Annotated in this window: 23 protein-coding genes; 8 read left to right on the forward strand and 15 right to left on the reverse strand. The window is 65.7% G+C overall.

Translation table 11 applies throughout. The features are described from left to right. Window positions 1-189: 189 nt before the first annotated feature. From F3H26_RS09250 to F3H26_RS09260, 3 genes are all read left to right on the forward strand, one after another. Window positions 190-897 carry a DUF484 family protein gene (locus F3H26_RS09250; RefSeq protein ID WP_149775771.1) on the forward strand — a complete coding sequence of 236 codons (708 nt, stop codon included), beginning with the start codon at window positions 190-192 and terminating at the stop codon, window positions 895-897. Next, a complete protein-coding gene (locus tag F3H26_RS09255) occupies window positions 894-1,814 on the forward strand; it encodes a tyrosine recombinase XerC (RefSeq protein ID WP_149775772.1) in 921 nt (306 codons plus the stop codon). Before F3H26_RS09250 ends, F3H26_RS09255 begins: the two co-directional genes overlap by 4 nt. A 91-nt stretch (window positions 1,815-1,905) precedes the next feature. After that, entirely contained in the window at window positions 1,906-2,601 is a 696-nt protein-coding gene (locus tag F3H26_RS09260; protein WP_149775773.1) for a CDP-alcohol phosphatidyltransferase family protein, read from the forward strand. A gap of 27 nt (window positions 2,602-2,628) precedes the next feature. Here F3H26_RS09260 and F3H26_RS09265 read toward each other — a convergent pair whose 3' ends face one another. The 8 genes from F3H26_RS09265 to F3H26_RS09300 form a co-directional block, all read right to left on the reverse strand. Continuing rightward, complete coding sequence (locus F3H26_RS09265; protein WP_149775774.1) at window positions 2,629-3,096, reverse strand: hypothetical protein; 468 nt, start codon at window positions 3,094-3,096, stop codon at window positions 2,629-2,631. Between the two features lie 76 nt (window positions 3,097-3,172). Next, window positions 3,173-3,628, reverse strand: coding sequence for a methylated-DNA--[protein]-cysteine S-methyltransferase (locus F3H26_RS09270; RefSeq protein ID WP_149775775.1), 456 nt, complete (start codon window positions 3,626-3,628; stop codon window positions 3,173-3,175). An 86-nt stretch (window positions 3,629-3,714) separates the two neighbouring features. After that, the gene (gene ileS / locus F3H26_RS09275) at window positions 3,715-6,633 is read right to left on the reverse strand and encodes an isoleucine--tRNA ligase (protein WP_149775776.1); all 2,919 of its coding nucleotides are present in this window, start codon (window positions 6,631-6,633) and stop codon (window positions 3,715-3,717) included. Between the two features lie 166 nt (window positions 6,634-6,799). Then, complete coding sequence (locus F3H26_RS09280; RefSeq protein ID WP_149775777.1) at window positions 6,800-9,526, reverse strand: DUF2339 domain-containing protein; 2,727 nt, start codon at window positions 9,524-9,526, stop codon at window positions 6,800-6,802. Window positions 9,527-9,633: 107 nt separating this feature from the next. Continuing rightward, window positions 9,634-10,344, reverse strand: coding sequence for a VIT1/CCC1 transporter family protein (locus F3H26_RS09285; RefSeq protein ID WP_149775778.1), 711 nt, complete (start codon window positions 10,342-10,344; stop codon window positions 9,634-9,636). Window positions 10,345-10,404: 60 nt separating this feature from the next. After that, window positions 10,405-11,394, reverse strand: a complete 990-nt coding sequence (locus F3H26_RS09290; protein WP_149775779.1) for a YcjF family protein — start codon at window positions 11,392-11,394, stop codon at window positions 10,405-10,407. A 3-nt stretch (window positions 11,395-11,397) separates the two neighbouring features. Further along, complete coding sequence (locus F3H26_RS09295; RefSeq protein ID WP_149775780.1) at window positions 11,398-11,841, reverse strand: GNAT family N-acetyltransferase; 444 nt, start codon at window positions 11,839-11,841, stop codon at window positions 11,398-11,400. Next, the gene (locus tag F3H26_RS09300) at window positions 11,838-13,250 is read right to left on the reverse strand and encodes a YcjX family GTP-binding protein (RefSeq protein WP_149775781.1); all 1,413 of its coding nucleotides are present in this window, start codon (window positions 13,248-13,250) and stop codon (window positions 11,838-11,840) included. The genes F3H26_RS09295 and F3H26_RS09300 overlap by 4 nt, the downstream gene beginning before the upstream one ends. Window positions 13,251-13,362: 112 nt before the next feature. Between F3H26_RS09300 and truA the strand changes: the two genes are divergently transcribed. After that, complete coding sequence (gene truA / locus F3H26_RS09305; RefSeq protein ID WP_149775782.1) at window positions 13,363-14,130, forward strand: tRNA pseudouridine(38-40) synthase TruA; 768 nt, start codon at window positions 13,363-13,365, stop codon at window positions 14,128-14,130. A gap of 2 nt (window positions 14,131-14,132) precedes the next feature. Here truA and F3H26_RS09310 read toward each other — a convergent pair whose 3' ends face one another. From F3H26_RS09310 to F3H26_RS09330, 5 genes are all read right to left on the reverse strand, one after another. Further along, window positions 14,133-15,053, reverse strand: coding sequence for a nickel/cobalt transporter (locus tag F3H26_RS09310; RefSeq protein WP_149775783.1), 921 nt, complete (start codon window positions 15,051-15,053; stop codon window positions 14,133-14,135). Further along, window positions 15,038-15,685, reverse strand: coding sequence for a DUF1007 family protein (locus F3H26_RS09315; protein WP_149775784.1), 648 nt, complete (start codon window positions 15,683-15,685; stop codon window positions 15,038-15,040). Before F3H26_RS09315 ends, F3H26_RS09310 begins: the two co-directional genes overlap by 16 nt. Window positions 15,686-15,753: 68 nt before the next feature. Then, window positions 15,754-16,569 (reverse strand): thioesterase family protein, encoded by an 816-nt coding sequence (locus F3H26_RS09320; protein ID WP_149775785.1) that lies wholly within the window; start codon window positions 16,567-16,569, stop codon window positions 15,754-15,756. Between the two features lies 1 nt (window position 16,570). Further along, the gene (locus F3H26_RS09325; RefSeq protein WP_149775786.1) at window positions 16,571-17,806 is read right to left on the reverse strand and encodes an acyl-CoA dehydrogenase family protein; all 1,236 of its coding nucleotides are present in this window, start codon (window positions 17,804-17,806) and stop codon (window positions 16,571-16,573) included. A 141-nt stretch (window positions 17,807-17,947) separates the two neighbouring features. Further along, window positions 17,948-18,301 carry a hypothetical protein gene (locus F3H26_RS09330; protein WP_149775787.1) on the reverse strand — a complete coding sequence of 118 codons (354 nt, stop codon included), beginning with the start codon at window positions 18,299-18,301 and terminating at the stop codon, window positions 17,948-17,950. A gap of 183 nt (window positions 18,302-18,484) precedes the next feature. On the opposite strand from F3H26_RS09330, the gene F3H26_RS09335 reads away from it, so the two are divergent. The 3 genes from F3H26_RS09335 to F3H26_RS09345 all read left to right on the forward strand — a co-directional run bounded on the left by F3H26_RS09335 (window position 18,485) and on the right by F3H26_RS09345 (window position 20,784). Then, window positions 18,485-19,318 (forward strand): bifunctional allantoicase/(S)-ureidoglycine aminohydrolase, encoded by an 834-nt coding sequence (locus F3H26_RS09335; RefSeq protein ID WP_149775788.1) that lies wholly within the window; start codon window positions 18,485-18,487, stop codon window positions 19,316-19,318. Between the two features lie 111 nt (window positions 19,319-19,429). Beyond that, window positions 19,430-19,747, forward strand: coding sequence for a hypothetical protein (locus F3H26_RS09340; RefSeq protein WP_149775789.1), 318 nt, complete (start codon window positions 19,430-19,432; stop codon window positions 19,745-19,747). Window positions 19,748-19,800: 53 nt separating this feature from the next. Further along, complete coding sequence (locus F3H26_RS09345) at window positions 19,801-20,784, forward strand: type I glyceraldehyde-3-phosphate dehydrogenase (RefSeq protein WP_149775790.1); 984 nt, start codon at window positions 19,801-19,803, stop codon at window positions 20,782-20,784. A gap of 5 nt (window positions 20,785-20,789) precedes the next feature. Here the strand turns inward: F3H26_RS09345 and F3H26_RS09350 are convergent, their stop codons facing one another. Further along, a complete protein-coding gene (locus F3H26_RS09350; protein ID WP_149775791.1) occupies window positions 20,790-21,278 on the reverse strand; it encodes an ureidoglycolate lyase in 489 nt (162 codons plus the stop codon). Further along, complete coding sequence (gene puuE, locus F3H26_RS09355) at window positions 21,275-22,693, reverse strand: allantoinase PuuE (RefSeq protein WP_149775792.1); 1,419 nt, start codon at window positions 22,691-22,693, stop codon at window positions 21,275-21,277. The genes F3H26_RS09350 and puuE overlap by 4 nt, the downstream gene beginning before the upstream one ends. 202 nt (window positions 22,694-22,895) lie before the next feature. On the opposite strand from puuE, the gene uraH reads away from it, so the two are divergent. After that, window positions 22,896-23,252: a hydroxyisourate hydrolase gene (uraH, locus tag F3H26_RS09360; protein WP_149775793.1), complete on the forward strand. Its 357-nt coding sequence runs from the start codon at window positions 22,896-22,898 to the stop codon at window positions 23,250-23,252. The last annotated feature ends 97 nt before the right edge of the window (window positions 23,253-23,349 follow it).

The following is a 23,349-nucleotide window of genomic DNA, read 5'->3' on the forward strand; positions in this document are numbered from 1 at the left end:
CACCACCGCGCGGCCCCGTCCGGGGCCGCGCCCGGCCCAACTGCACGGGCCTGATCAACGATCAGGCGCCTGCAGGCGGGAGCGCCCTCCCCACATCGCCCGGCAAATCCACCTAAGCGTGCATTTTTTCCAAGGCATTTCCGGCAGCCCGTGCTATAACGCCGGCAACCAAAAAAACCCGGACAGGACATGAGCAGCAACCCCAAACTCGAGGACAACCTCCGAGCCGCGATTCTGGCCAAACCGGACGCCGTTCTGGACGACAAGGACCTGATGCAGGCCCTGGTCGCCGCGAACGAACGCGCGCGCGGAGACAACATCATCGATCTGCGCGGCATCGCCATGCAGCGGCTCGAGGCGCGGCTGGATCGGCTGGAGGACACGCACCGCTCGGTCATCGCCGCCGCGTATGAGAACCTGGCCGGCACCAACCAGGTGCACCGCGCCATCCTGCGTCTTCTCGAACCGGCGGAGTTCGAGGATTTCCTGCGCACCCTGGGCACCGACGTCGCCGACATCCTGCGGGTCGACCGGATCACTCTGGTTCTGGAAACCACGGCCGCGCAACGCGATCCAGGCATCGCCGGGCTGGACGGCATTCTGGCCGTGGCCGAACCCGGCTTCATCGACCGCTACCTGAGCCATGACCGGGGCGGCCCCGCCCGCGACGTCGTGCTGCGCGAGATTCACCAGCCCAACCGATTGGTGCACGGAGATCAGGCCGGCGAACTGCAATCCGAGGCCTGCATGCTGCTGGACCTGGGCACGGGCCGCCTGCCGGGCATGATCGTGATGGGCGCGCGCGACCCGCGGCATTTCTCTCCGCAACTGGGCACCGATCTGCTGGCGTTTTTCGCCGGCGTGTTCGAACGGTCGATGCGCCACTGGCTGTCATGAGCCTGATCTCTCCGGCCTGCCGCGATGCGCTGCAAGTGTGGCTGGAGAGTCTCTCGGCGCTGGCCGGCCGGTCGGAAAACACCACCAACGCCTATCGACGGGATGTCGCCGATTTCCTGGCCTTCATGACCCTGCATCACAGCGAACGTCAGGGGTTGGCCGCGCTGGAACGGATCAGCGTGTCGGACATGCGGGCCTGGATGGCGCAACAGCGCGATTCCGGCGTCGGTGCCCGATCTCTGGCGCGCAAGCTGTCAGCGGTGAAAAGCTTCTACCGTTGGCTGGCCGAGCGCGAGGGGTTCGAGCCCACCGCCGTTCTGTCGACCCGCGCCCCGAAATTCACCAAAAAGCTGCCCCGCCCCCTGGCCGAAGACGCCGCCCGCGCCATGATCGAAACGGTCGAGCTGCAATCCAGTTCGGATTGGGTCGCGGCCCGCGACGTGGCCGTGGTAACCCTGCTCTATGGCTGCGGGCTGCGCATTTCCGAGGCCCTCTCGCTGAACGGCGCCGACGCGCCCCTGCCGGAAACGCTCAGGATCGTCGGCAAGGGCAACAAGGAGCGAATCGTTCCGGTCATCCCGGCCGCGCGTCAGGCGGTGGACCGGTATCTGGAGTTGTGCCCGCACCCGCAAAGTGCAACCGCCCCGCTGTTCCGGGGCGTGCGGGGCAAGGCGCTGAATCCACGGGCGATCCAGGGCGTCATGGCAAAGGCGCGCATGCAGTTGGGCCTGCCGGCAACGGCCACGCCCCATGCCATGCGCCACAGCTTTGCCACGCATCTTCTGGCGGCAGGTGGCGACCTGCGCGCCATTCAGGAACTGTTGGGGCACGCGTCTCTGTCCACCACGCAGGCCTATACCGCCGTCGATACCGCGCGGCTGATGGAGGTCTACAACCGCACCCACCCCAAGGCCTGAACGCAACGGAATCGACACGGCCGCCTGCATAGACCGTTCGAGGCGGGATTTTGCTTTGCATCTGGGGCATGTATCGTCCATGACACGGGGCATGACACTCAGATTCAAAGCCCTTGCCGTTCATCTGTTCACCGCGACCGGTGCCGTTTTCGCCATGCTGGCCATGCTGGCGGCGGTCGAGGAAAAATGGAGCCTGATGTTCCTGTGGCTGGTGGTGTCTTTCATCGTCGACGGAATCGACGGCCCCTTGGCGCGGCACTATCACGTCAAAAAGAACGCACCCGAGTTCGACGGGGTGCTGCTGGACCTGATCATCGATTATCTGACCTACGTGTTCATCCCGGCCTATGCGCTGTTCAAATCCGGTCTGATGGACGGCTGGACCGGCTGGTTCGCGATCATCGTCATCACCTTCGCCAGCGCGATGTATTTCGCCGACACGCGAATGAAGACCAAGGACAATTCCTTTTCCGGCTTCCCGGGCTGCTGGAACATGGTCGTGGTGGTGATCTTCGCGCTGAAGCCCGATTTCTGGTTCAGCCTGATCCTCGTGGCGCTGCTGGCCGTCGCGATGTTCCTGCCGCTGAAATTCATCCACCCCGTGCGTACGGAACGCTGGCGCAACCTGTCCCTGCCCATGGCCTTTGCCTGGACGTTTTTCGCCGGATGGGCCGCCTGGGTCGATTTCCACCCGCAAAGCTGGGCGCATTGGGGACTTGTCGTCACCAGCCTGTACCTGGTGTTCGCCGGCATTGCCCAGCAACTGATCCCGCAAAGGACCGGATGACCCCGCCGCGCAGGGCGGGGCCGAAGCTCACAGGATTTCCTGGATTTCGAATTCGGTTCCGTTGTGGGTGAACACGTCGCCCGTCTGCAAACCGGCCATCGCCAGGTAGATCGGGCTTTGGGGCGAAATCCCCATATAGGTGTCGCCGTCAACGTCAAAGCGCGTGGTCGAGACACAGACCACGAAATGCCGGTCATTCAGCTTGACCACCGCACCCGGCTCGACCGTCTGTTTCGGACCGAAATCGGTGTTTTCGATCACGTCGATCTTGGCATGATGCGCATGCACCGGCCCGTCGAAAGCCGCCGCCAGATCTGCGCTCTCGCGCGAGGCGGCGATGTCGTCCTTGTCATGCACCTCGCGATCGTCCAGCTGCGACTCTTTCAAAAAGGCCTCGTGATGGGCCTGCGCGGCTTCAAGCTCCTGGGCTTCCAGGGCCATCAGGCGGTCGATAATGGCTTTCTTGCGGGCGGCCGGGTCTGTCTGAGCGGTCATGCAATGCGGTCCTTCACGTTCGAATTCCGTCTCAGGTTGGGACGCTTTGCGGGGGAATGCAACTGGATTCAACGGATCAGATCAGCAGGCTGGCCGCGCCTTCGTGGCGCAGCAGGGCCACCTTGCTCTCGATCCCGCCCTGGCCGGAAAACCCGCCCAGCCCATTCGCGGACAACACCCGGTGGCAGGGGATGATCACCGGAATCGGATTGGCCCCGCAGGCCTGCCCAACAGCCTGTGCGGGATGCCCCAATTCGCGCGCAATGTCGCCATAGGTGCGGGTGTCACCGAAGGGAATTGCTGACATCGCCGCGCAGACCGCACGCTGGAACTCGGACCCGCCAACCCGCAGCGGCAGGTCGAAGCGGCGCAGGCGGCCTTCGGCATAGGCCGTCAACTGCGAGGCGGCTTCGGCAAGCAACGGCGTCCTATCGCCCTCGGTCCGGCCGTGCCAGACCAGCCGAGTGATGGCACCGTCCTGCTCCTCGATCCCGAGGCATCCGAATTGGGTTTTCACTGCAATCATCGGCATGGGCGCAGGGTTTCAGATCGGCACGCCGCCCGCAAGCCGCAACAAAAACCCCCGCGCGATGGCGGGGGTTTTCAGGGGGGTTACGTTCAGCCCAGGGCCGTATCGCAGCGACCGCAGACGCCGGGATGAGCGTGGCGCCCCACATCCGGCAGGATCTTCCAGCAACGCTGGCACTTGGCCCCTTCGGCCTTTTCGAACACGACACCGACGCCCTCGATCTCGGGCAGGCGGAACGCCTCGGCCGGGGCCGGGTCGGCGGTGACGGTCAGGCCCGAGGTGATGCACAGGTCATCGACATCGAATGTGGCCAGCAGGTCGCGGGTTTCGGCGTCCTCGACATGCACGACCGGCGCGGCTTCGAGGCTGGAGCCGATGACCTTGTCGCGGCGCTGCACTTCCAGTGCGGCGGTCACCGCACGGCGCACACGGCGGATCTTGGCCATGTTCGCCTCGAGCGCGGGATCGCGCCAATCGGCAGGCGTGTCGGGGAAGTCGACCAGATGCACCGAACTGTCCTCGCCCGGGAACCGCTCGAGCCAGACCTCTTCCATCGTAAACGGCAGGATCGGCGCCAGCCAGGTGGTCAGGCGATGGTACAGGATGTCCAGCACCGTGCGCGCGGCCCGGCGGCGCGGGGTGTCGCCATCGCAATACAGCGCGTCCTTGCGCACATCGAAATAGAAGGCCGACAGGTCAACGGTGGCAAAGTTGAACACCGCGCTGAACACGCCCTGGAAGTCAAACGCGGCATAGCCCTTGCGGACCTGCTCGTCCAACTCGGCCAGGCGGCTGAGCACCCAGCGTTCCAGACGCGGCATCTCGGCCGGGTCGATCCGGTCGGCCTCGGTGAAATCGGCCAGCGAACCCAGCATGAAGCGCATCGTGTTGCGCAGCCGGCGATAGCTGTCGGCGACCCCTTTCAGGATTTCCGGCCCGATCCGCTGATCGGCGGTATAGTCGGTCTGGGCCACCCACAGGCGCAGGATGTCGGCACCGTATTGCCTGATGACCTCTTCCGGCACTATGGTATTGCCGAGCGATTTGGACATCTTGTTGCCCTTCTCGTCCAGCGTGAACCCGTGCGTGACCACGTTTCGATACGGCGCGCGGCCGATCGTGCCACAGGCCTGCAGCATCGAGGAATGGAACCATCCGCGGTGCTGGTCGGTGCCCTCCATGTAGACATCGGCGATGCCGTCGGGCGCGCCATCCTCGCGGTCGCGCAGCACGAATGCATGGGTCGAGCCCGAGTCGAACCACACGTCCAGAACGTCGAACACCTGGTCATACTCGTCGGGGTTCACGATGCCGTCCAGCACCTGCTGTTTGAACCCGTCGGTGTACCAGACATCGGCGCCGTGTTCCTCGAACGCGGCCTTGATGCGGGCGTTCACTTCCGGGTTGCGCAACAGATAGTCCGGGTCGGTAGGCAGAGCCCCCTTCTTGGTGAAGCAGGTAAGCGGCACACCCCAGGCACGCTGGCGCGACAGAACCCAGTCGGGGCGCGCCTCGATCATCGAATACAGGCGGTTGCGGCCCGAGGGCGGCGTCCATTTCACCAGCTCGTCGATCGACCGCAAGGCGCGTTCGCGGATGGTGTCGCCCATCTGGTTCATGCCATCGTCCAGCTTGCGGTCAACGGACACGAACCATTGCGGCGTGTTGCGATAGATGATCGGCGCCTTGGACCGCCACGAATGCGGATAGCTGTGCTTGATCTTGCCACGCGCCAGCAACCCGCCGACCTCGGCCAGCTTGTCGATCACGGCCTTGTTCGCGTCGCCCTCGCCGCCCTTGCGCGACAGGATGTACTTGCCGCCGAAGAACGGCATGTCGGCGCGGAAGCTGCCGTCGTCCATCACGTTGTAGGTGATGACCTGTTCCAGCATGCCCAGATCGCGGTACAGCTCGAACTCCTCCATCCCGTGCGAGGGCGCGCAATGAACGAAGCCGGTGCCCTCGGTATCGGTCACGAAATCGGCCGCGCGGAAATCGCGAATGTCGTCCCATTCGCCGTTGGACCCTTCGGCCCCTGCCAGCGGGTGCTGCAGCTGGATCTTGGCCAGATCGTCCTGCGTGACGTCGCACAGGCGGCGGTACATGGTGTCGTCCAGCCGCGCGCGGGCGAACACGTCGGTGGCCAGGTTGTCGGCCAGCAGGTACCGGTCACCGATCCGGGCCCAGCATTCCTCGGGGCGGCCGGTCACTTCGTACAGCCCGTACGAGATGTCCTTGCCGTATACCACGGCCTTGTTCGACGGCATGGTCCAGGGCGTCGTGGTCCAGATCACCACGTGGGCGTTGTCCAGCGTGGTGTCGCCGGTGTTCACCACCTTAAACTTCACCCAGATGGTGAAGCTTTCCTTGTCGTGATACTCGACCTCGGCCTCGGCCAGGGCAGTCTTCTCGATCGGCGACCACATCACCGGTTTCGAGCCCTGATACAGCGTACCGTTCATCAGGAACTTCATGAACTCGTCCGCGATCACCGCCTCGGCGTGATAGTCCATGGTGACGTAGGGATCGGCCCAGTTGCCGGTGATGCCCAGGCGCTTGAACTCCTCGCGCTGGATATCGATCCAACCTTCGGCGAACTTGCGGCATTCCTGGCGGAAGTCGATGACCGGAACCTCGTCCTTGTTCTTGCCCTTCTTGCGGTACTGTTCCTCGATCTTCCATTCGATCGGCAGGCCGTGACAGTCCCAGCCGGGCACATAGCGCGCGTCAAAGCCCATCATCTGGTGGCTGCGCACGATCATGTCCTTGATCGTCTTGTTCAGCGCGTGGCCGATATGCAGGTGGCCGTTGGCATAGGGCGGGCCATCATGCAGGATGAATGGCTTGCGCCCCGGCTTTTCGCGCAGGCGGTCATAGACGCCGATCTTCTCCCAGCGGTCCAGCCATGCGGGCTCGCGCTTGGGCAGGCCGGCGCGCATGGGGAAATCGGTCCGGGGCAGGTTCAGCGTGTCTTTGTAGTCGGGTGTCTGGGTCGTGTCGGCGCACATGGAGAGGCGTCCCTTGGATGATCTTGGCGTGTTTGGATCGAAGCGGTCGGTGCGATGAACTCAAGCACCTTTGCCCGGCGTCTCGGAAACTCAGAGCGCCGGGGAAATAATTCGAATGATAATGGCCAGAACGTCTTGCATGGCCGGGCTTATAGGCCGGTTGCGCCTATTGGTCCAGAGCTTCCGGCCCCTGCGGCGATTGGCGCAGCTTGGCCCAGCGGTTCAGCCATGCCAGACCCGCCAGCGCCAGCCCCAGCGCCAGCAGCGAAAACACACGGATCAGACCACCCAGCCCCGAGATGTCGATCAGGAACACCTTGGCCACCGCCAGCCCGATCACCGCCAGCCCGGCCTTGCGCATCACGTCCGACCGACGCGCCAGCGACTGATAGAACAGCGCCGCGCCGATCACCAGCAGTACGAGCGTGTAGGTATAAAGCTCGGGCTGGGACACGCCGTTGCCTTCATACATCCCTGCCGCACCCTGCCAGAAATGCCGGATGGTCAGGCCCAGCCACAAGGCGCCCAGCGCAATGGACACCCCCTGACAGGCCAGCCGCAACTGCGCCGGCATCTTGGGGATCCGCCACGCGGACAGGCCGATGACAAGGGCCGGCGGCAGATAAGCAATGGCAAGCGTGTTAACCACCGGAGGCCCCAGAACAGGATCTGCCCCAAACCGCAAAACAGGGTTGGCCACTGTCGCAGCCAGCGCCAGCCACAACAGGCCATGCGCAGCAAAGAACACGCCCAATGCGACCCGAACCCAGTTCAGCCGCCCGCCCAGCGCAAACCGCTGCACCTGCGCAAAGGCCAGCAGCAGCCAAATGGCCGACAGCAGGCCCAGCCCCCAATGGCTGTCGTCGGCACCGCCCTCGCCCAGCCCCTCCAGCGAGCGCAACAGCAGCAGAGACACCAGAACGCCACCCGTCGCCCACGCTGCGCTGTCCAGCATGACATTGGCGACCGGGCGGTCCAATGGGCGCAGCATCCACCATGCGGCGACATAGCCTGCAACCGCAGTTCCATAGACCAAAGCCATTTCCGCAACCGGTGCTTCCAGCGCCCAGTCCAGACCCGGGTTCAGGATCAGCCGGAACGTGACGGTGGCAACGCCGGCCCAGATGAACCAGCTCATCGGCGGCAGATTGAACCGCCGGTCCAGTGCCGCCGCCGCGATGATCGTGACCACGAAAGCGATGGTCAGCGCCGCCGAGCTGAGCACGATCACGCAGCCGAAGGTCAAGCAGGACAGGGCCGACAGCGTGGCCAAAGCCGGACGCATCCGGGCCTCGCCATCCACACGCGCAAAGCGCTCGGCCAGGACCACCATCAGCGCCGCGAGCGCGACCGCATGCAGGGCCCAGGGGTAGGCTCCGATCACGCTGGCCGGGCGCCAGCCAAGCTCAAGCGCGATGGCCAGCGCCGGGGCGTACAGCGCGGCAGCACCCGCCCAGACAAGCGGGTACCGCCCACCCCGAAACGACCGCCATGCCGCCAGAAGAGAAATCACCGCGCCCAGCGCAACCAGCCAGGTCACGGCCAACGGAAAATCGGCCTCGGGCGTTTCGGAATAGGTCTGCCAGAACCCACGCGCCACCGCGCCGCCATCAAACCCGTGCGTGAACACGAAACCACCCAGCCCCAGAGCGGGAAACGCGCTCATATCCTGCAGGGCCGGCGCGTCCTTTGCCCAGATCAGCAGGGCGAAAGTCAGGCCCGCCAGCAGGATCACAGCCAGCCAGAACTCACCGCGCGTATCCGCCCATTGCAGCGCCAGAATGGCCGAGCTTGCCAGCACCGCCCCAAAGGCCAGGCGCGTCGGAAATTCGGGCCTCGGACCGCCGGCTTTTCTGACAACGAATTCACTGAACATCGCCCCGTCGTGATCGGGCCAGATCCGGCGCACGGGAATGGCAATGGCGATCACGACAACGGCGGCCACGTAAACGAGGAAAGCCGGTTCCGTGATCGGCGAACCCGTCACCAGCAAAAGGCCCGCCAGATAGGCGCCAAACAGCGACAGCACCGACACCCAAGCCCAGCGCCGCACCGTGTCGATCCCAAGCCCCAGCCCGGTGATCACGAAGAAATATCCGTACAGCCAGGATGGGTCAGCCGATTCGCCACCCACGACGAAAGGCGCGGCAAAGGCGCCGATCAACCCGATCGCCGCCAGCAGCGGGCCGTGGAACCAGCCCAGAACCAGCCCGACAAGCGCGATGGCGATCATGCCTGCCAAGGCCGCCTCGGGGCCGATCAGGTCATAGAGCTGGCGCGCCGCCAGAACGCCGCCGAACAACGTGACCAGCCCTGCGCCGGAGAACACCGACGGCAGATAGGCGGTGGCCGACGACTCGTCATCGCCGTATCGACGCCGCACAACTTCACCCGCCACGATCAGCAGCGCGCCGAAACCCAAGGCCGCCAGCACGCGCGCAGTGGGCGGCAGCAATCCGTTCTCGACCCCGTATTGCACGAGGAAAATCCCCGCCAGCGCCAGCGACAGAGCGGATACGGCATAGAACCAATTCTCGCGCAGCCACGCGCTCAGATCGTCGAACCGATCGGCGCGGAACACAACCGCGGCCGGAGGCGATGCGGTCTCGGCCACTGTTGCCGGCTTTTCAGGCTCGGGCTGTTGGTCCGGTGAGGGTGGGATCGCCTGTTTCGGCGGGCCCCAAGGGGCCGGTCGGGGTTTTGGCTTTGCCACCTCTGCTGGCGCGGGCGGCGTCTGCGCGGGCCGTGCCATGTCGGGTTGCGGCTCGACACCCAACCTGATCTCCAACTGTTCGACCCGCCGCCGCAGTCGGGCATGGCCGACCAGCAAAACGACAATTGATACCGGCATTGCCAGAATGGCCAGGCCAACAAGAACAAGCAGAGATTCCAAATCGCACCTCCGGGCAAATCTGCAGTTCACGCTACCCTGTGCAGGCGCGGCAAGACAGTCGGGAAATCCCGAATAGTTTCAGCCTGTTGCGATCTGGCGCCAGTCGTCTAGGGATGGAACATGGACCCGACGACATAGGCAATTGCCGCCGCCGCTCCACCTATCGCCAGCGTCTCAAGCCCCGAGTGCCACCAAGGCGCCAGCGACCACCGGCTTTTCATCGCGCCGATGGCAAAGAACACGCCCAGCGTCATCAGGACCGAGGCCGCAAACGCGCCCTGAACCCCCAACAGGAACGGCACGAGCGGAACCATGCCGGCCACGACAAAGGCCGCGAAGGTGGCCGCAGCGGCCTTGAGCGGATGCGGATCGACGCTGCCCAGCCCGTATTCGCCCTCGATCATCAGGTTGATCCAGGTGTCCCGATCGGCGGTGATCGCATCGGTTGCCTGTTCCAGCACCCGGCCCGACAGGCCCTTGCGGGACAGGATCTCCAGCACCTCGCCGCGTTCGCCGTCGGGGTAGAGGCGAATGTGGCGCTCTTCGATGGCGCGGATCCGTCGGATATTGTCCAACTCGGCCTTGGTCCCCGAGTAGTTGCCCGCCGCCATCGAGAATCCGTCGGCCAGCACGTTGGCCAGGCCCAGGGCCACGATGACAAAGGACGAAAGCCCGGCCCCGGCCACGCCTGCCACGATGGCCAGCGTGGTCACCGATCCGTCGATCCCGCCATAGACCACGTCGCGCAGGAACCCGCGCCCGGGTGGGGCGTCGATCCGGTCTGCGATTTCCAGTTGGCTGTGGCCGTGATCCGCCAAGGCTGGTCTCCCTTCCGGAAGATTGTGCCCCGCGCGGCGGCCCGATGGCTTTGCGGCAGATCAACCCTTGGAAAACAGCCCGCCCAGCGCGCGCGAGACCATGCCGCGGGTCGACGGCCTGTGCCGGTCCGAGAAGGGCAGCGGACGGCAGACCTCCATCGCGGCCACGCCGACGCGGGCGCTGAGGGCGCCGTTGACCAGCCCTTCGCCAAAGCGGCGCGACAGCTTGCTGAGGACCGACCCGCCCAGAACCGGTTCGAGCAGGTCGTCACCCACGGCCACCGCACCGGTGGCCACCAGGTGAACGAACACCGCTCGGGTCAATCGCCAGCCCCCCAGAAACCCGGCCCGCCCGCCATAGATTTCGGCAATCCGGCGGATCATCCGCAACGAGGCCAGCAGCGCCGTCGCCACATCGGCCAGCGCCAGCGGCACCAGAGCCGTCACCGTCGCGACCTGGCGCGCGGCGGCCTCGACCTCGCGGCTGGCGGCGGCGTCCAGCGGGGCCAGCAATTCGTCCTCGACCAGCCCAAGCAGGCCCGAGGCGTCGAACTGGTCCTCGATCCGGTCGGCCAGACGGTCGCGGCCCCAGCGCGTATCCTCGCGCCCGCGATAGAACGCGATCAGGCGCTGCGTCACGGCCCGGGCCTGCGCCAGATCGGCATCGGCCAGCGCGGCATCGGCGGCACGGCGCATCCCGTCCACCCGCGACAGCCGGCCCAGCGCGGCCAGTTCGCGCAGCGCGATCAGCAGGGCCACCAGCACCAGCGCACAGATCAGGCCGGTCACGATCCAGCCCAGCACCGGCACACTGGCGATCAGCGAGGTGGCAAAATTCCACGCGGCGACGGACACCGCCGCCCCCACGACCGCAACCGCCAGCCCCCAGAACCACCGGCCCAGAACCGACGGCTTGCGCGCGGCCAGACGGGCCGCGGCCTGCATCGCCTGCCCTTGGGGTGGCGCGATATCCGGCACCGGCGCGGCCTTCGCCACGTCGGCGGCCGGGGCATCCTCGTCAAGCTCGATCAGAACCGGACCCTTGGCCATGCGTCACTCCTCCTGTTGCCAGACGAACCGAATGTCCGGCAGCTGTTCATCATTGTCGGCCCCGTCGCTGCGGGCCACTTCGACAAAACCGTGCCGTTCGTAGAACCGGCGCGCGCCCGTGTTGGCCTGAAACGCATACAGAGCCAGTTCACGACGGCCCGCCTTGGCGCTGTCCAGCAATTGTGCGCCGATCCCCTGATTTCGCGCGGCGGGGCTGAGGTACAGGCAATGAACCTCGGTTCCGTTCACGGCCAGAAAGCCTGCGACCTTGCCGCCCTGTTCGGCAACCGTGACCCATCCATTGTCGATCATCCGCCCGCAAAAGGCGATGGCTTCGGCCCCCGAATGCAGCTCGGGCATCCAGTCGTTTTCGCGTGCAAAGCCGTGCAGAATCTCTCCGACCGCCCCGGCGTCGAGGCTGCGCGCGGGCCTGAGGGTGACGGTCACAGCCGGTCTCCGATCAGGAACTGCGCGGCGCGGTCCAGCCGGATATGCGGCGGGCCGTCACCGGGGCGCAGCGACATATGCGCCGGGGCAAAGGTCATGAACCCGTACTCTTCGCCCAGCCAGGTGTCGGCCCCCTTGCGCGCAGGGTTAAGCAGATGGGCGGGGTCTTCGGGCAGCTCTCCGGGGAAGAAGGCCGCCTGTTTTCCATTCTCCAGAGTACCGCGCACGCAAGGCAGTTCGACGCCGTCATGGGTGCGGATTTCTTCGGTCGTCACGCGCAGCGCGGCGATGGACATGGCGGCGGTTTCGGCCCCGGCGAACTTGGCGCGGTCGCGCGCCTCGCGGGTCAGGGCCTCCATGATCGCGGTCAGGCGCGGGTGTTGCAGGTGGTGCAGGTGATCGGCCTTGGTGGCCGCGAACAGGATGCGTTCGACCCGCTTGCCCAGCAGCATCTGGCTGAGCCACGCATTGCGGCCGGGCCGGAAGGCCGACAGGATGTCGCCCATGGCGCGGCGCATGTCCTCGACCGCCTGCGGCCCCTTGTGGATCGCGCCCAGCGCGTCCACCAGCACTACCTGCCGGTCGATCCGGGCGAAATGATCCCGGAAAAAGGGCTTCACCACCTGCGCCTTGTAGGCCTCGAACCGGCGCTCCATCTCGCGGTGCAGGCTGCGGCGGCGCGAGGCGCCGTCGATCGGCAACGGCGCAAAGGTCAGCACCGGCGACCCGGCCAGATCACCCGGCAGCAGGAACCGGCCCGGCGTGCAGTCGTAAAACCCCGCATCCCGCGCGGCGGTCAGATAGTCGGCAAAGCCCCGCGCCAGGGCCTGCGCGGTGGGTTCATCATGGGGGTCGGCCGGATCAACGGCTTTGATCTGAGCCAGGAAATCGGCCGCGGCCGGACGCTGCGCGATCCGCTCCAGCGTTTCGCGCGACCAGTCGTCATAGGATTTATCAAGCAGCGCCAGATCCAGCAGCCACTCGCCGGGATAGTCGACGATGTCCAGATGCACGGTGCGCGGCCCCTGCAGGCCGGCCAGCAGCCCGGCGGGGCGGACCTTGAACGACAGGCGCAGCTCGGACACGGCGCGGGTGCTGTCGGGCCAATGGGGCTGAGGCCCGGTCAGGGCCGACAAGTGCGATTCATAGTCGAACCGGGGCACGGTGTCGTCGGGCTGCGGCTGCAGGTAGGCGGCGTTGATGCGGCCCTCCTGCTGGGCGACCAGGCCCGGCATCCGCCCCCGATCCAGCAGGTTGGCCACCAGCGAGGTGATGAACACCGTCTTGCCCGACCGCGCCAGCCCGGTGACGCCCAGCCGCACGACCGGTTCGAAAAACGTCTCGGACACGCGGTCACCGACGGATTCGACGCCGCGCACAAGACTGTCTGCCAGTGATGAGATGACCAAACCGCCGCCTCGCATTTCTTGTTTGTCCCAAGATAGGTAGCCGCTGCCCCGGTTGCCAGCGCTTTTGCCGCCTGCCCTTGCCCGGACGCCTCCGGCAGGGTACCAGCAGGCCATGCCCAGATACGCGTTGAAAGTCGAATACCAAGGTGAACCGTTTGCCGGATGGCAGCGGCAGAAAGAACTGCCCTCGGTCCAGGGCGCCATCGAGGCAGCCCTGTCGAAACTGCAGCCCGGTGCGCACACGATCGCGGCCGCCGGGCGCACGGATGCGGGCGTTCATGCGCTGGGGCAAGTGGCCCATTGCGACCTTGAAAAAGATTGGGACCCGTTCCGCCTGTCCGAGGCGCTGAACTATCACCTCAAGCCGTTGCCGGTGGCGATTCTCCAGGCCGCGCGGGTGGCGGATGACTGGCACGCGCGGTTCTCGGCCATCGAGCGGCAATACCTGTTCCGCATCCTGATCCGCCGTGCGCCCGCGACCCATGACAAGGGCCAAGTCTGGCAGATCGGACACCCGCTGGATGTCGCCGCGATGCAGGCTGGGGCCGACATGCTGATCGGGCGGCACGATTTCACCACTTTCCGGTCCTCGATCTGCCAGGCGGCCAGCCCGGTCAAGACGCTGGACGAACTGCGCGTCGAGCAGGTGCAACGCTTTTCCGGCCCCGAGGTGCATTTCCACGTCCGCGCCCGGTCCTTCCTGCACAACCAGGTCCGCAGTTTCGTCGGCACGCTGGAACGGGTCGGCGCGGGCGCCTGGACACCGCAGGACGTGCGCGATGCGCTCGAGGCCGCCGACCGCGCGGCCTGCGGGCCGGTCTGTCCGCCGCAGGGTTTGTACCTGGCGCGGGTCGGCTACCCCGATCCCGTTTTCGACTGACGTCAGAGCGCGCGCAGCAGCAATCCGCCCGCGATCACCGCGATCAGCAGTCCGGCCACCAGTTCGATCGTGGGCGCCAGCACGGCCGCAAACCGCGTGGCCGAGGCCGAGGCCAGCAAGCCGCCCCGCAACCCGAACGACGTCCAGCCAACCAGGGTGGTGACGGTCGCAGTGCCCAGCGCCATGGCAAAGGCCCCGGCGATACCGACCATCGCGATGCCCATCTGCCAGGTCAGGATCAGCACGAACAAGGCCCCGGTACAGGGTCGCGCGGCGATGCCGGCAATCAGAACAGCCGCCTCGCGCAATGTGCCGACCTGGGCCACCTCTTCGGCGGTGGGGCCGTGACGGTGCCCGCAATCGGAACAGACCTCGCCGTCGTGGTGATGGTGTGCGTGATCATGGTGATGCTGGGCGTTGTCTGCCCGGCCGCGCCGGGCGAAACTGCGCAGCGACCGCAGAACCAGCCACAGCCCGATGGCCGCGATCGCGCCATAGCTGACCGGAGCCATGATCTGCTCGGTGGTGCCGACCAGGCTTTCCCGCGACATCTGGAACACCAGAACGCCTGCATAAACCAGAACAATCGCCGTCACGGCCTGCCCCAGCGAGGACAGTACGCTGATCGCCGACAGGCGCAGAAAGGCGACATTGCGGCCCAGCCCGTACCCTCCGATCAGCACCTTGCCATGGCCCGGCCCCACCGCATGGAAGAACCCATAGGCAAAACAGACGGCCAGCAGCGTGGCCACGGCCTCGGGCTGTTCGGCCCGCGCGGCCCGCAGGGCTCGGGCGATCTGGTTCTGGAATTCCCGCTGCTCGCCCGCAGCCCAGGACGCGAGGCTGTCAAAACCTCCGCTGCCCCAGAACCACAGCAGCAGCGCAATCGCCAGGCCGACCGGTAGGATCAGGTAGCGGGACATGAAACGCGGATCTCGGTGGCAAAGCGTTCACCGACCAGAGGGATGTCGTTCTCCTCGAGGTCATAGTCGGCGTCCAGCGTCAGCAGAAAGGCCTGCATCTGGGCCAGCTCGCCGTCGATATCCGGCTCGAACCTGTCGATCCGGCAGGTTTCAGGCCCAGTGACGGTGACCGGGCGCGTCACCTCGTAGGCGGTATAGAATGTCTCGTCAAAAGGTTTGGCCGACAGAGCCTGCGCGGGTACCGGCTCGCCCTCGACCTTGCGCAGATGGGTGGTCACGATGCGGCCATCCTCGGTCGTGGCGCGCGGCTCCAGCGGACCGGACAAGGCAACCGGCTGATCGGCGGCCAGGATGACCAGATCGCCGTTGTATCCTTCGACCCACTGCGCGTCGAAACCGGCGAGGCGCTGCTCTTCCGCCTCGGACAGCACGCCGTCGCCGTCCTGATCCAACCTCATGTCTTCAAGCACCAGCAGCGAGTAGAACTCGTCATAGGCCCAGGTGACGCGGACATGGGTCAGGTTGCCCGACTCGTCCACGATGAATTCCAACCCGGTGTCGATGAAGACATGCGGGTGCGCCACCGCGGAAAACGGCAGGCAATAGGCGATCAAGGCGGGTATCCAACGCATGAACGCGAAGATAGGGTGCCCGACTGGCGCTGGCAACGCGGTTCGGCGACGGGCCGGGATTTTGCCGCTCATTTCGGCGGAAACAGGACCAGCGTCTGCAGCGCCGTGCCGATCGGGCCTTGAGTATCGTACAGAACCGACTGCGACATCCCGATGCCGCTGGGCTGCCAGTGCGACACGGAATCCGAGGCGAGCCAGTCCGACACTGGCTCGCGGTGGATCTGCACCGTCAGGTCGGTGTTCATGAACCCCATTTCCGAAGTCGGCGCATTCCAGGAAATGCCGTTGCCGCAATCGGCCAGCGGGCACAGCGACTGGATCGGAGAGGGGATTTCACCCTCGAGCAGAGGCGGGGTGCGCATCCAGATGGTTTTCGGCCCCGCCCCTTGGTTGCCGCCTTTGGGATAGGCCACCTCGGAATGATGGGCAAAGCCGGGCAGGTCATGCCGCATTTCACCGATGGGAAACGGGCCGTCTTCGATCTGCGACAGGTCGGGACCTTGTATCGCGACATTCGGCACCCGCCCCAGATCCCGGCGCGCCAGATGCATCGTGGTGGCGGTGGCGCACAGCGTGTCGTCCAGGTCATGCACCGTGACGCGCGTGGTGGCCAGCGTCTTGGTGTGGCGCACGGTCTCGGCGGCCACGCGAAGACCGGACAGCGGCAGCGGGCGCAGCAGATCGACCGTCAGGCGGGTCAGCATCTTGTCGGGGCCGACCTCGATCTCGGCCGCGCGCACGATCAGGCCCGCAACCGGGCCGGCATGACAGTGGTCGGCCGACCACGGCCCGCGCGCCGGGTCATTTCCGACAAAGGCCCCGTCGGGCGCGACCCGGAAATAGGCGGTCTCACCCACCACTGGCTGTATCGCCGCGTCCTGCATGTCAGATCTTTTCCTGAGTATGCTTTTTCAGTTCGGCCCGCGCCACTTGACGGCGATGCACCGCATCCGGGCCATCGGCCAGCCGCAGCGTGCGCACATGCGTCCAGGCGGTGGCCAGCGGCGTATCCTGGCTGACGCCCTGCCCGCCGAACATCTGCACCGCCTCGTCAATGACCTTCAGCGCAACGCGCGGAGCCACGACCTTGATCTGGCTGATCCACGGGGCCGCCGCGCGCGCATCGCCCTGATCCATGTACCACGCGGCCTTCAGACACAGCAGGCGGGCCATCTCGATCTCCATCCGGCACTCGGCGATGATATCGAAATTGGCACCCAGCTGCGCCAGCTTCTTGCCGAAGGCTTCGCGCTGCAGGGCACGTTTGCACATCTGCTCCAGCGCCATCTCGGCCTGGCCGATCGCGCGCATGCAGTGATGGATGCGACCGGGCCCGAGGCGCCCCTGCGCGATTTCGAACCCGCGGCCCTCGCCCAGCAGAATGTTCTCGGCCGGCACCCGGACATCGGTGAACCGGATATGCATGTGCCCGTGCGGTGCGTCGTCATGGCCGTACACTTCCATCGGGCGCAGGATCTCGATCCCCGGCGTGTCGGCCGGCACCACGATCATCGACTGGCGCTTGTGCTTGGGCAGGTCGTCGCCGCCGGTCTTGACCATCACGATGTAGACCTTGCAGCGCGGATCGCCCGCGCCGGACGACCACCATTTCTCGCCATTCAGAACATAGTCATCCCCGTCCCGCACGCAGGACATGGAAATGTTGGTGGCATCCGACGAGGCCACATCCGGTTCGGTCATCAGATAGGCCGAGCGGATCTCGCCCTCGAGCAGCGGCTTGAGCCACTGTTCCTTCATCTTCTCGGTGCCGTAGCGCTCGAACACCTCCATGTTGCCGGTGTCGGGGGCGGAACAGTTGAACACCTCGGCGCCCAGCGGGGTCTTGCCCATCTCTTCGGCGAAATAGGCGTATTCGACCGTAGTCAGGCCGAACCCCTTGTCGCTGTCGGTCAGCCAGAAATTCCACAGACCGGCCGCCTTGGCCTTGGCTTTCAACCCTTCCAGGATCTCGGCCTGGCGGTCGGTGTACTGCCAGCGATCGCCCTTGTTGATCTCGGCCTGGTATTCCTCTTCCAGGGGCATGATTTCGTTGCGGATCATGTCGCGGACCCGCTCAAGCAGCGCCCGGTTCTCCTCGCGCAAGACGAATGACATGTTCATGGATGGTCCCTCCCTCGATCCGCACCCGGTGGGTTGCCTCGGGCCGAGGATGGCGCAGCGACAGGGACCCTGTCCAGACGGGTGACGGAACGTCACCGGCGAAGATTTTTCGCGCGGCCCGCGCCGTGGATGAGGCTGTGATCAGGGGGTCAGCAACCAGTTGCCGCCCGCATCACGGCACCGCCGGGTGCGGATCTGGCGCGGGGCGTCGGCACCGCCGGGCTGAACGGAATGCTGCAGTTGCACGCAATTGCCGCGCACCTCCTGCACCCGAACCGTGCCTTTTGACCCGGTTTCGGGATTGTCCCAGCTTTGCTGCGCGCCCACCGCCGGCGTTCCGCCCGACAGCAACGTTTTCGAGGCCGCGTCCAGAACCTGAAAATCAGCCGGGCTCAGGCCCATTTCGGCAATGATCCGCGACAGGGGTTTGGCCTGCGCCGCGCCAATCAACCCGACCAGAACCGCTGCGCAAAAGGGGAAGAAAAACCGGGGCATGGCTTGAAACTCGCTTTCGTCGAAATGGGTCCGGGGCCAAGCCTATACCGCGGGTGCGGTGCGGCCAAGCCCCGGGCGGGATGCACCTTCAAATAATCCCGAACAAACCTATCGCATCCGTGACGCTATCGGCCCCGGCACGATCGGCACATAGTGGCCGCGACACCTACCCGAGGTTTTCCGATGGCTCATCCCACCTATTACGCGCCCCATGGCGGCCACCCCGGTCAGGATCAGTTGCTGACCGATCGCGCCATGTTCACCGAGGCCTATGCCGTGATCCCACGTGGCACGATGCGCGACATCGTCACCAGCTTTCTGCCGTTCTGGGAAAAGACCCGGCTGTGGGTCCTGTCGCGCCCGCTCAGCGGTTTCGCCGAAACCTTTTCGCAATATATCATGGAGGTTCAGCCCGGCGGCGGCAGCGACCGCCCCGAGACCGACCCGGCGGCGCAAGGTGTCCTCTTCGTGGTCGAAGGGACCGTGGTCCTGACCCTCGCCGGGCAAAAGCACGTGCTGGACCCCGGCGGATATGCCTATGTCCCGCCCGGGTCCGACTGGGCGCTGCACAACCGGTCCGACGCGGTGGCGCGGTTCCACTGGGTGCGCAAGGCCTATCAGGCGGTGCCCGGACTGCCCGCCCCCGACCCGATCATCACCAACGAACGCGACGTGGCCCCGACCCCGATGCCGGGCACCGAGGGACGCTGGGCCACGACCCGTTTTGCCGACCCGGACGACCTGCGCCACGACATGCATGTCAACATCGTCACTTTCGAACCCGGCGCCGTCATTCCCTTTGCCGAGACCCATGTGATGGAACACGGGCTGTATGTGCTGGAGGGCAAGGCGGTCTATCGGCTGAACCGGGACTGGGTCGAGGTCGAGGCCGGCGACTACATGTGGCTGCGCGCGTTCTGCCCGCAGGCCTGCTATGCCGGCGGGCCGGGGCGGTTCCGGTACCTTCTGTACAAGGACGTCAACCGCCACATGCCCCTGTCCGTGGCCGGGCGATAACGCGGAATCACCGCCCGAAACCGGCTTTCCCCGGGGCCGAGGCTTCCCTCGGGGGCCGAAATTTGCTCTGATCGGGGCAGATTTCATGTGTTCATTCCCGGAGATTGCCCGATGAAACTGCGTAGATCCATTTTGACCCTGGCCACGGTCGCGCCGCTGAGCGTCGCCGCCCCGGTCCTTGCAAGTGACGAAACCCGAACCGTATCGGTGATGAGCCGCACCTGGGCCGTGACCCAGGTGGCCGACGAACCGGTCGTGTACCGCGCCACCCGCGACAACAACAACCTCAACCCGTTCGGCCCGCCACCGCGCCTGCGCACGCTTCAGGCCATCGCGGCCATCCAGCAGGCGACCGGGTGCAAGGTGATCCGGCCAAGCATGTACCAGAACATCTCGGGCCAGTTTTTCTCGCAGGTCAGCTGCGGCTGAGATCCGTCAGAACGGGCATTGAGATCGCCCCGGCGCCCTGCCATAGCTTGCGCATGAAGATTGCGATCAACGGATTCGGCCGCATCGGCCGCACGATCCTGCGGCAGGTCATGGCGCTGCCCGCCGGGTCGGATGTTCAGGTGGTGCTGATCAACGACATCGCGCCGCTGGAAACCTGTGCCTATCTGTTCCAATACGACAGCACCTTCGGCCCCTATGCCGGGACGGTCGCGGCCCGGGACGCCGCGTTGGTGGTCGATGGCGCCGAAATCCCCGTCACCAACAGCGAGGATCTGGCGCAGGTCGATCTGTCGGGGGTGGATGTGCTGCTGGACTGCACCGGCATCGCCCGCAGCTCGGACGTGGCGGCACGGGGGCTGCAGGCCGGGGCGGCCAAGGTTCTGATCTCGGGGCCGTCACCAGCCGCCGATACCACCATCGTGCTGGGCGCCAATGAGGAAGTCCTGGGCGAGGCGCGGATCGTGTCGAACGCGTCCTGCACCACGAATGCGCTGGCGCCGCTGACCAAGGTGCTGGACGGCATCGGCGGCATCGCATCGGGGCACATGACCACGATCCATTGCTACACCAACAGCCAGCCGATGGTGGACGCACCGCGGGGCGATCTGGCGCGGTCGCGCGCGGGGGCGCTGTCGATGGTGCCCACGACCTCGAGCGCGACCCATCTGATCGACGTGGTGTTGCCGCATCTGGCCGGGCGCATCTCGGGCGCGGCGGTGCGGGTACCGACGGCCAGCGTCTCGGCCGTGGACCTGGTGGCGACGCTGGAGACCCCGACGGACATCGAAACCTTCACCGCCCGGTTGCGCCATGCGGTTGCCGAGTCGGCCGTTCTGGGATGGACCGACATGCCGCTTGTGTCGTCGGACCTGCGGGCGCGCCCCGAGTCGCTGGTCATCGCCGGCCCCGAGATCCGCATGGTCGGCGACCGTCAGGTGCGGGTTTTTGGCTGGTACGACAACGAATGGGGGTTCTCGGCCCGGATGCTGGATGTGGCCCGGCTGATGGCGGGCTGACCCGGTCAGGGCATCCGCACCTCGTAAGGGGTGTCGAACCAGTGCTCCTGAAGGTTGGGGCCGTCGCCGATGCGATCGACCACGGCGAACAGGCCGGGCGCGTGCAGTGGCGTCAAAACGCCGTGCCATGTGCCGCGATGATAGTTCACAGCCTGCCCCGGCTGCGTCACGAAGGCCTGCGGCCGGCCCGGAACGCCATCCTCGTCCGGGGCGACGATCACCAAGAACGGCTGGTGGGTCATCGGAATGAAGGCCTGGCTGCCCTGGGGGTGACGCTCGACCATGTCCAGTTGATAGGGCAATGCCCGCGGATTGGCGTCGAACAGGCTGATCCCCGCGCGCCCGTCCGCGAAATCCAGAACCGCCCGGTCATGGTATCGCCCGCACTGACCCTGGTTGATGATCTTGTCCGGCGCGCCCGAAACCTCAAGCACGTCACCGAAAGGCGCAAAGGTGCGGGCCGTCAGCGGCGCGATAGGAATGACCCGCGTCATGAGGGCAGCACGTCGCGCAGGCGAAACTCGGCGATGCGCTCGACCTGACGGCAGGCTTCGGCGAACTCGGTCTCGCGGTCATTCTCGATACGCCGCTGGAACGCCTGCAGGATCGAGGCCTTGTCGTGGTCGCGCACCGCGATGATGAAGGGAAAGCCGAATTTTTCGGTGTAACGCGTGTTCAGATCGGTAAACGCCGCACGTTCGGAATCGGTCAGGGCGTCCAACCCGGCCGAGGCCTGCTCGGACGTGCTTTCGGCCGTCAGGCGTTTGGCCTGCGCCAGCTTGCCCGCCAGATCCGGATGCGCGGTCAGAACGCCCAGGCGTTCCTCGGGCGAGGCCGAACGGAACACCCGCGCCAGCGCGTTGTGCAGCCCGCCCGCCGTATCGTGGGCCGGACCCAGTTCCAGCGCCCAGGCGCGCTCGGCGATCCAGGGCGAATGTTCGAATATGCCGCCATAGGCCGCCACGAAGGCGTCGCGGTCCATCTGCGAGGGGCGCGGGCGGTCCTGCGGCGGATGATGCGCCGCCCAGTGTTCGGCAATCTGCAACCGGGTCGCGAACCACACATCGGAAAAGCCGCGCGCATAGTCCAGGAACCGCTTCAGCGCCATCACCCGGCCCGGCCGGCCGATCAGGCGGCAATGCAGACCGATCGACAGCATCTTGGGCGCGCCCGCCTGCCCCTCGGCATAGAGCGCATCGAAACTGTCGCGCAGATACGCAAAGAACTGATCGCCCGAGTTGAACCCCTGCGGCGTGGCAAAGCGCATGTCATTGCAGTCCAACGTATAGGGCACGATCAGCTGGTCGCGCCCATCGGTATGCATCCAATAAGGCAGATCGTCGGCGTAGGTGTCGGCCACATAGGCAAACCCGCCTTCCTCGGCCACCAGCCGCACGGTGTTGTCCGAACACCGCCCCGTGTACCAGCCGCGCGGACGTTCCCCGACCACCTCGGTATGCAGACGGATCGCCTCGGCGATCTGGGCGCGCTCCTCGTCTTCGGGCATGTCCTTGTGTTCGATCCATTTCAGGCCGTGGCTGGCGATCTCCCACCCGGCGGATTTCATCGCCGCCACCTGATCGGGCGAGCGCGCCAGCGCGGTGGCCACGCCATAGACGGTCACCGGCAGGTCGGCCATCAGGCGATGCAGCCGCCAGAACCCGGCACGGGCGCCGTATTCATAGATGGATTCCATGTTCCAATGACGCTGGCCGGGCCAGGGGGCGGCGCCCACGATTTCGGACAGAAACGCCTCGGATGCGGCGTCGCCATGCAACACGCAGTTTTCGCCGCCCTCTTCATAGTTCAGCACGATCTGTACCGCCAGTTTGGCGCCGCCCGGCCAGTTCGCATCGGGCGGAGTTGCGCCATATCCGATCATGTCGCGCGGGTATCTGGGGGGCTGCATGTTGGGTTCCGTCTTTTGTTGCGACCTTTCACTGGCTTTTTATTGCATGAAACCGCAAGGGATTATCAAATCAATCCGAACGCTGTTTCGGTTATTTGGCCGTTTCCCCGGGCATGGGTTTCGCCCCAGAATGCGGCCTATCCGTTTGCCAAACCCACTGACGACCGGCAAGACTGCACCACGCAACAGGCAGGAGAGACCCGTGACAGGATACCTGACGACCCACGTTCTGGACACGGCCCGCGGCTGTCCGGCCCAGGGGCTGAAAATCGCGCTGTACCGCGTGTCGGGCAATTCGCACCAAAAACTGGTCGAGATGCAGACCAACGTCGACGGGCGCACCGACAGCCCGATCCTGCCGCAGGACAAGTTCCAAACCGGCACCTACGAGTTGATCTTTTTTGCCGGCGACTATCTGCGCGCGACCGGCCAAGCGGGAGCAGACCCGCTGTTCCTGGATCAGGTGCCGATCCGGTTCGGCATGTCCGATCCGCAGGCGCATTACCATGTGCCGCTGCTGCTGTCGCCCTACGGCTATTCCACCTATCGCGGCAGCTGAGAGACTAGGTCACACACTCATAAATCGCTATCGGCGTTTGAGGGTTTCTGATTCACTTCTGTGAAAGAGGAGAGCAGCATGTCTCAACGTCGCTATG

Origin of the sequence: Ruegeria intermedia, assembly GCF_900129345.1 — a bacterium.
Lineage (GTDB): Bacteria > Pseudomonadota > Alphaproteobacteria > Rhodobacterales > Rhodobacteraceae > Ruegeria > Ruegeria intermedia.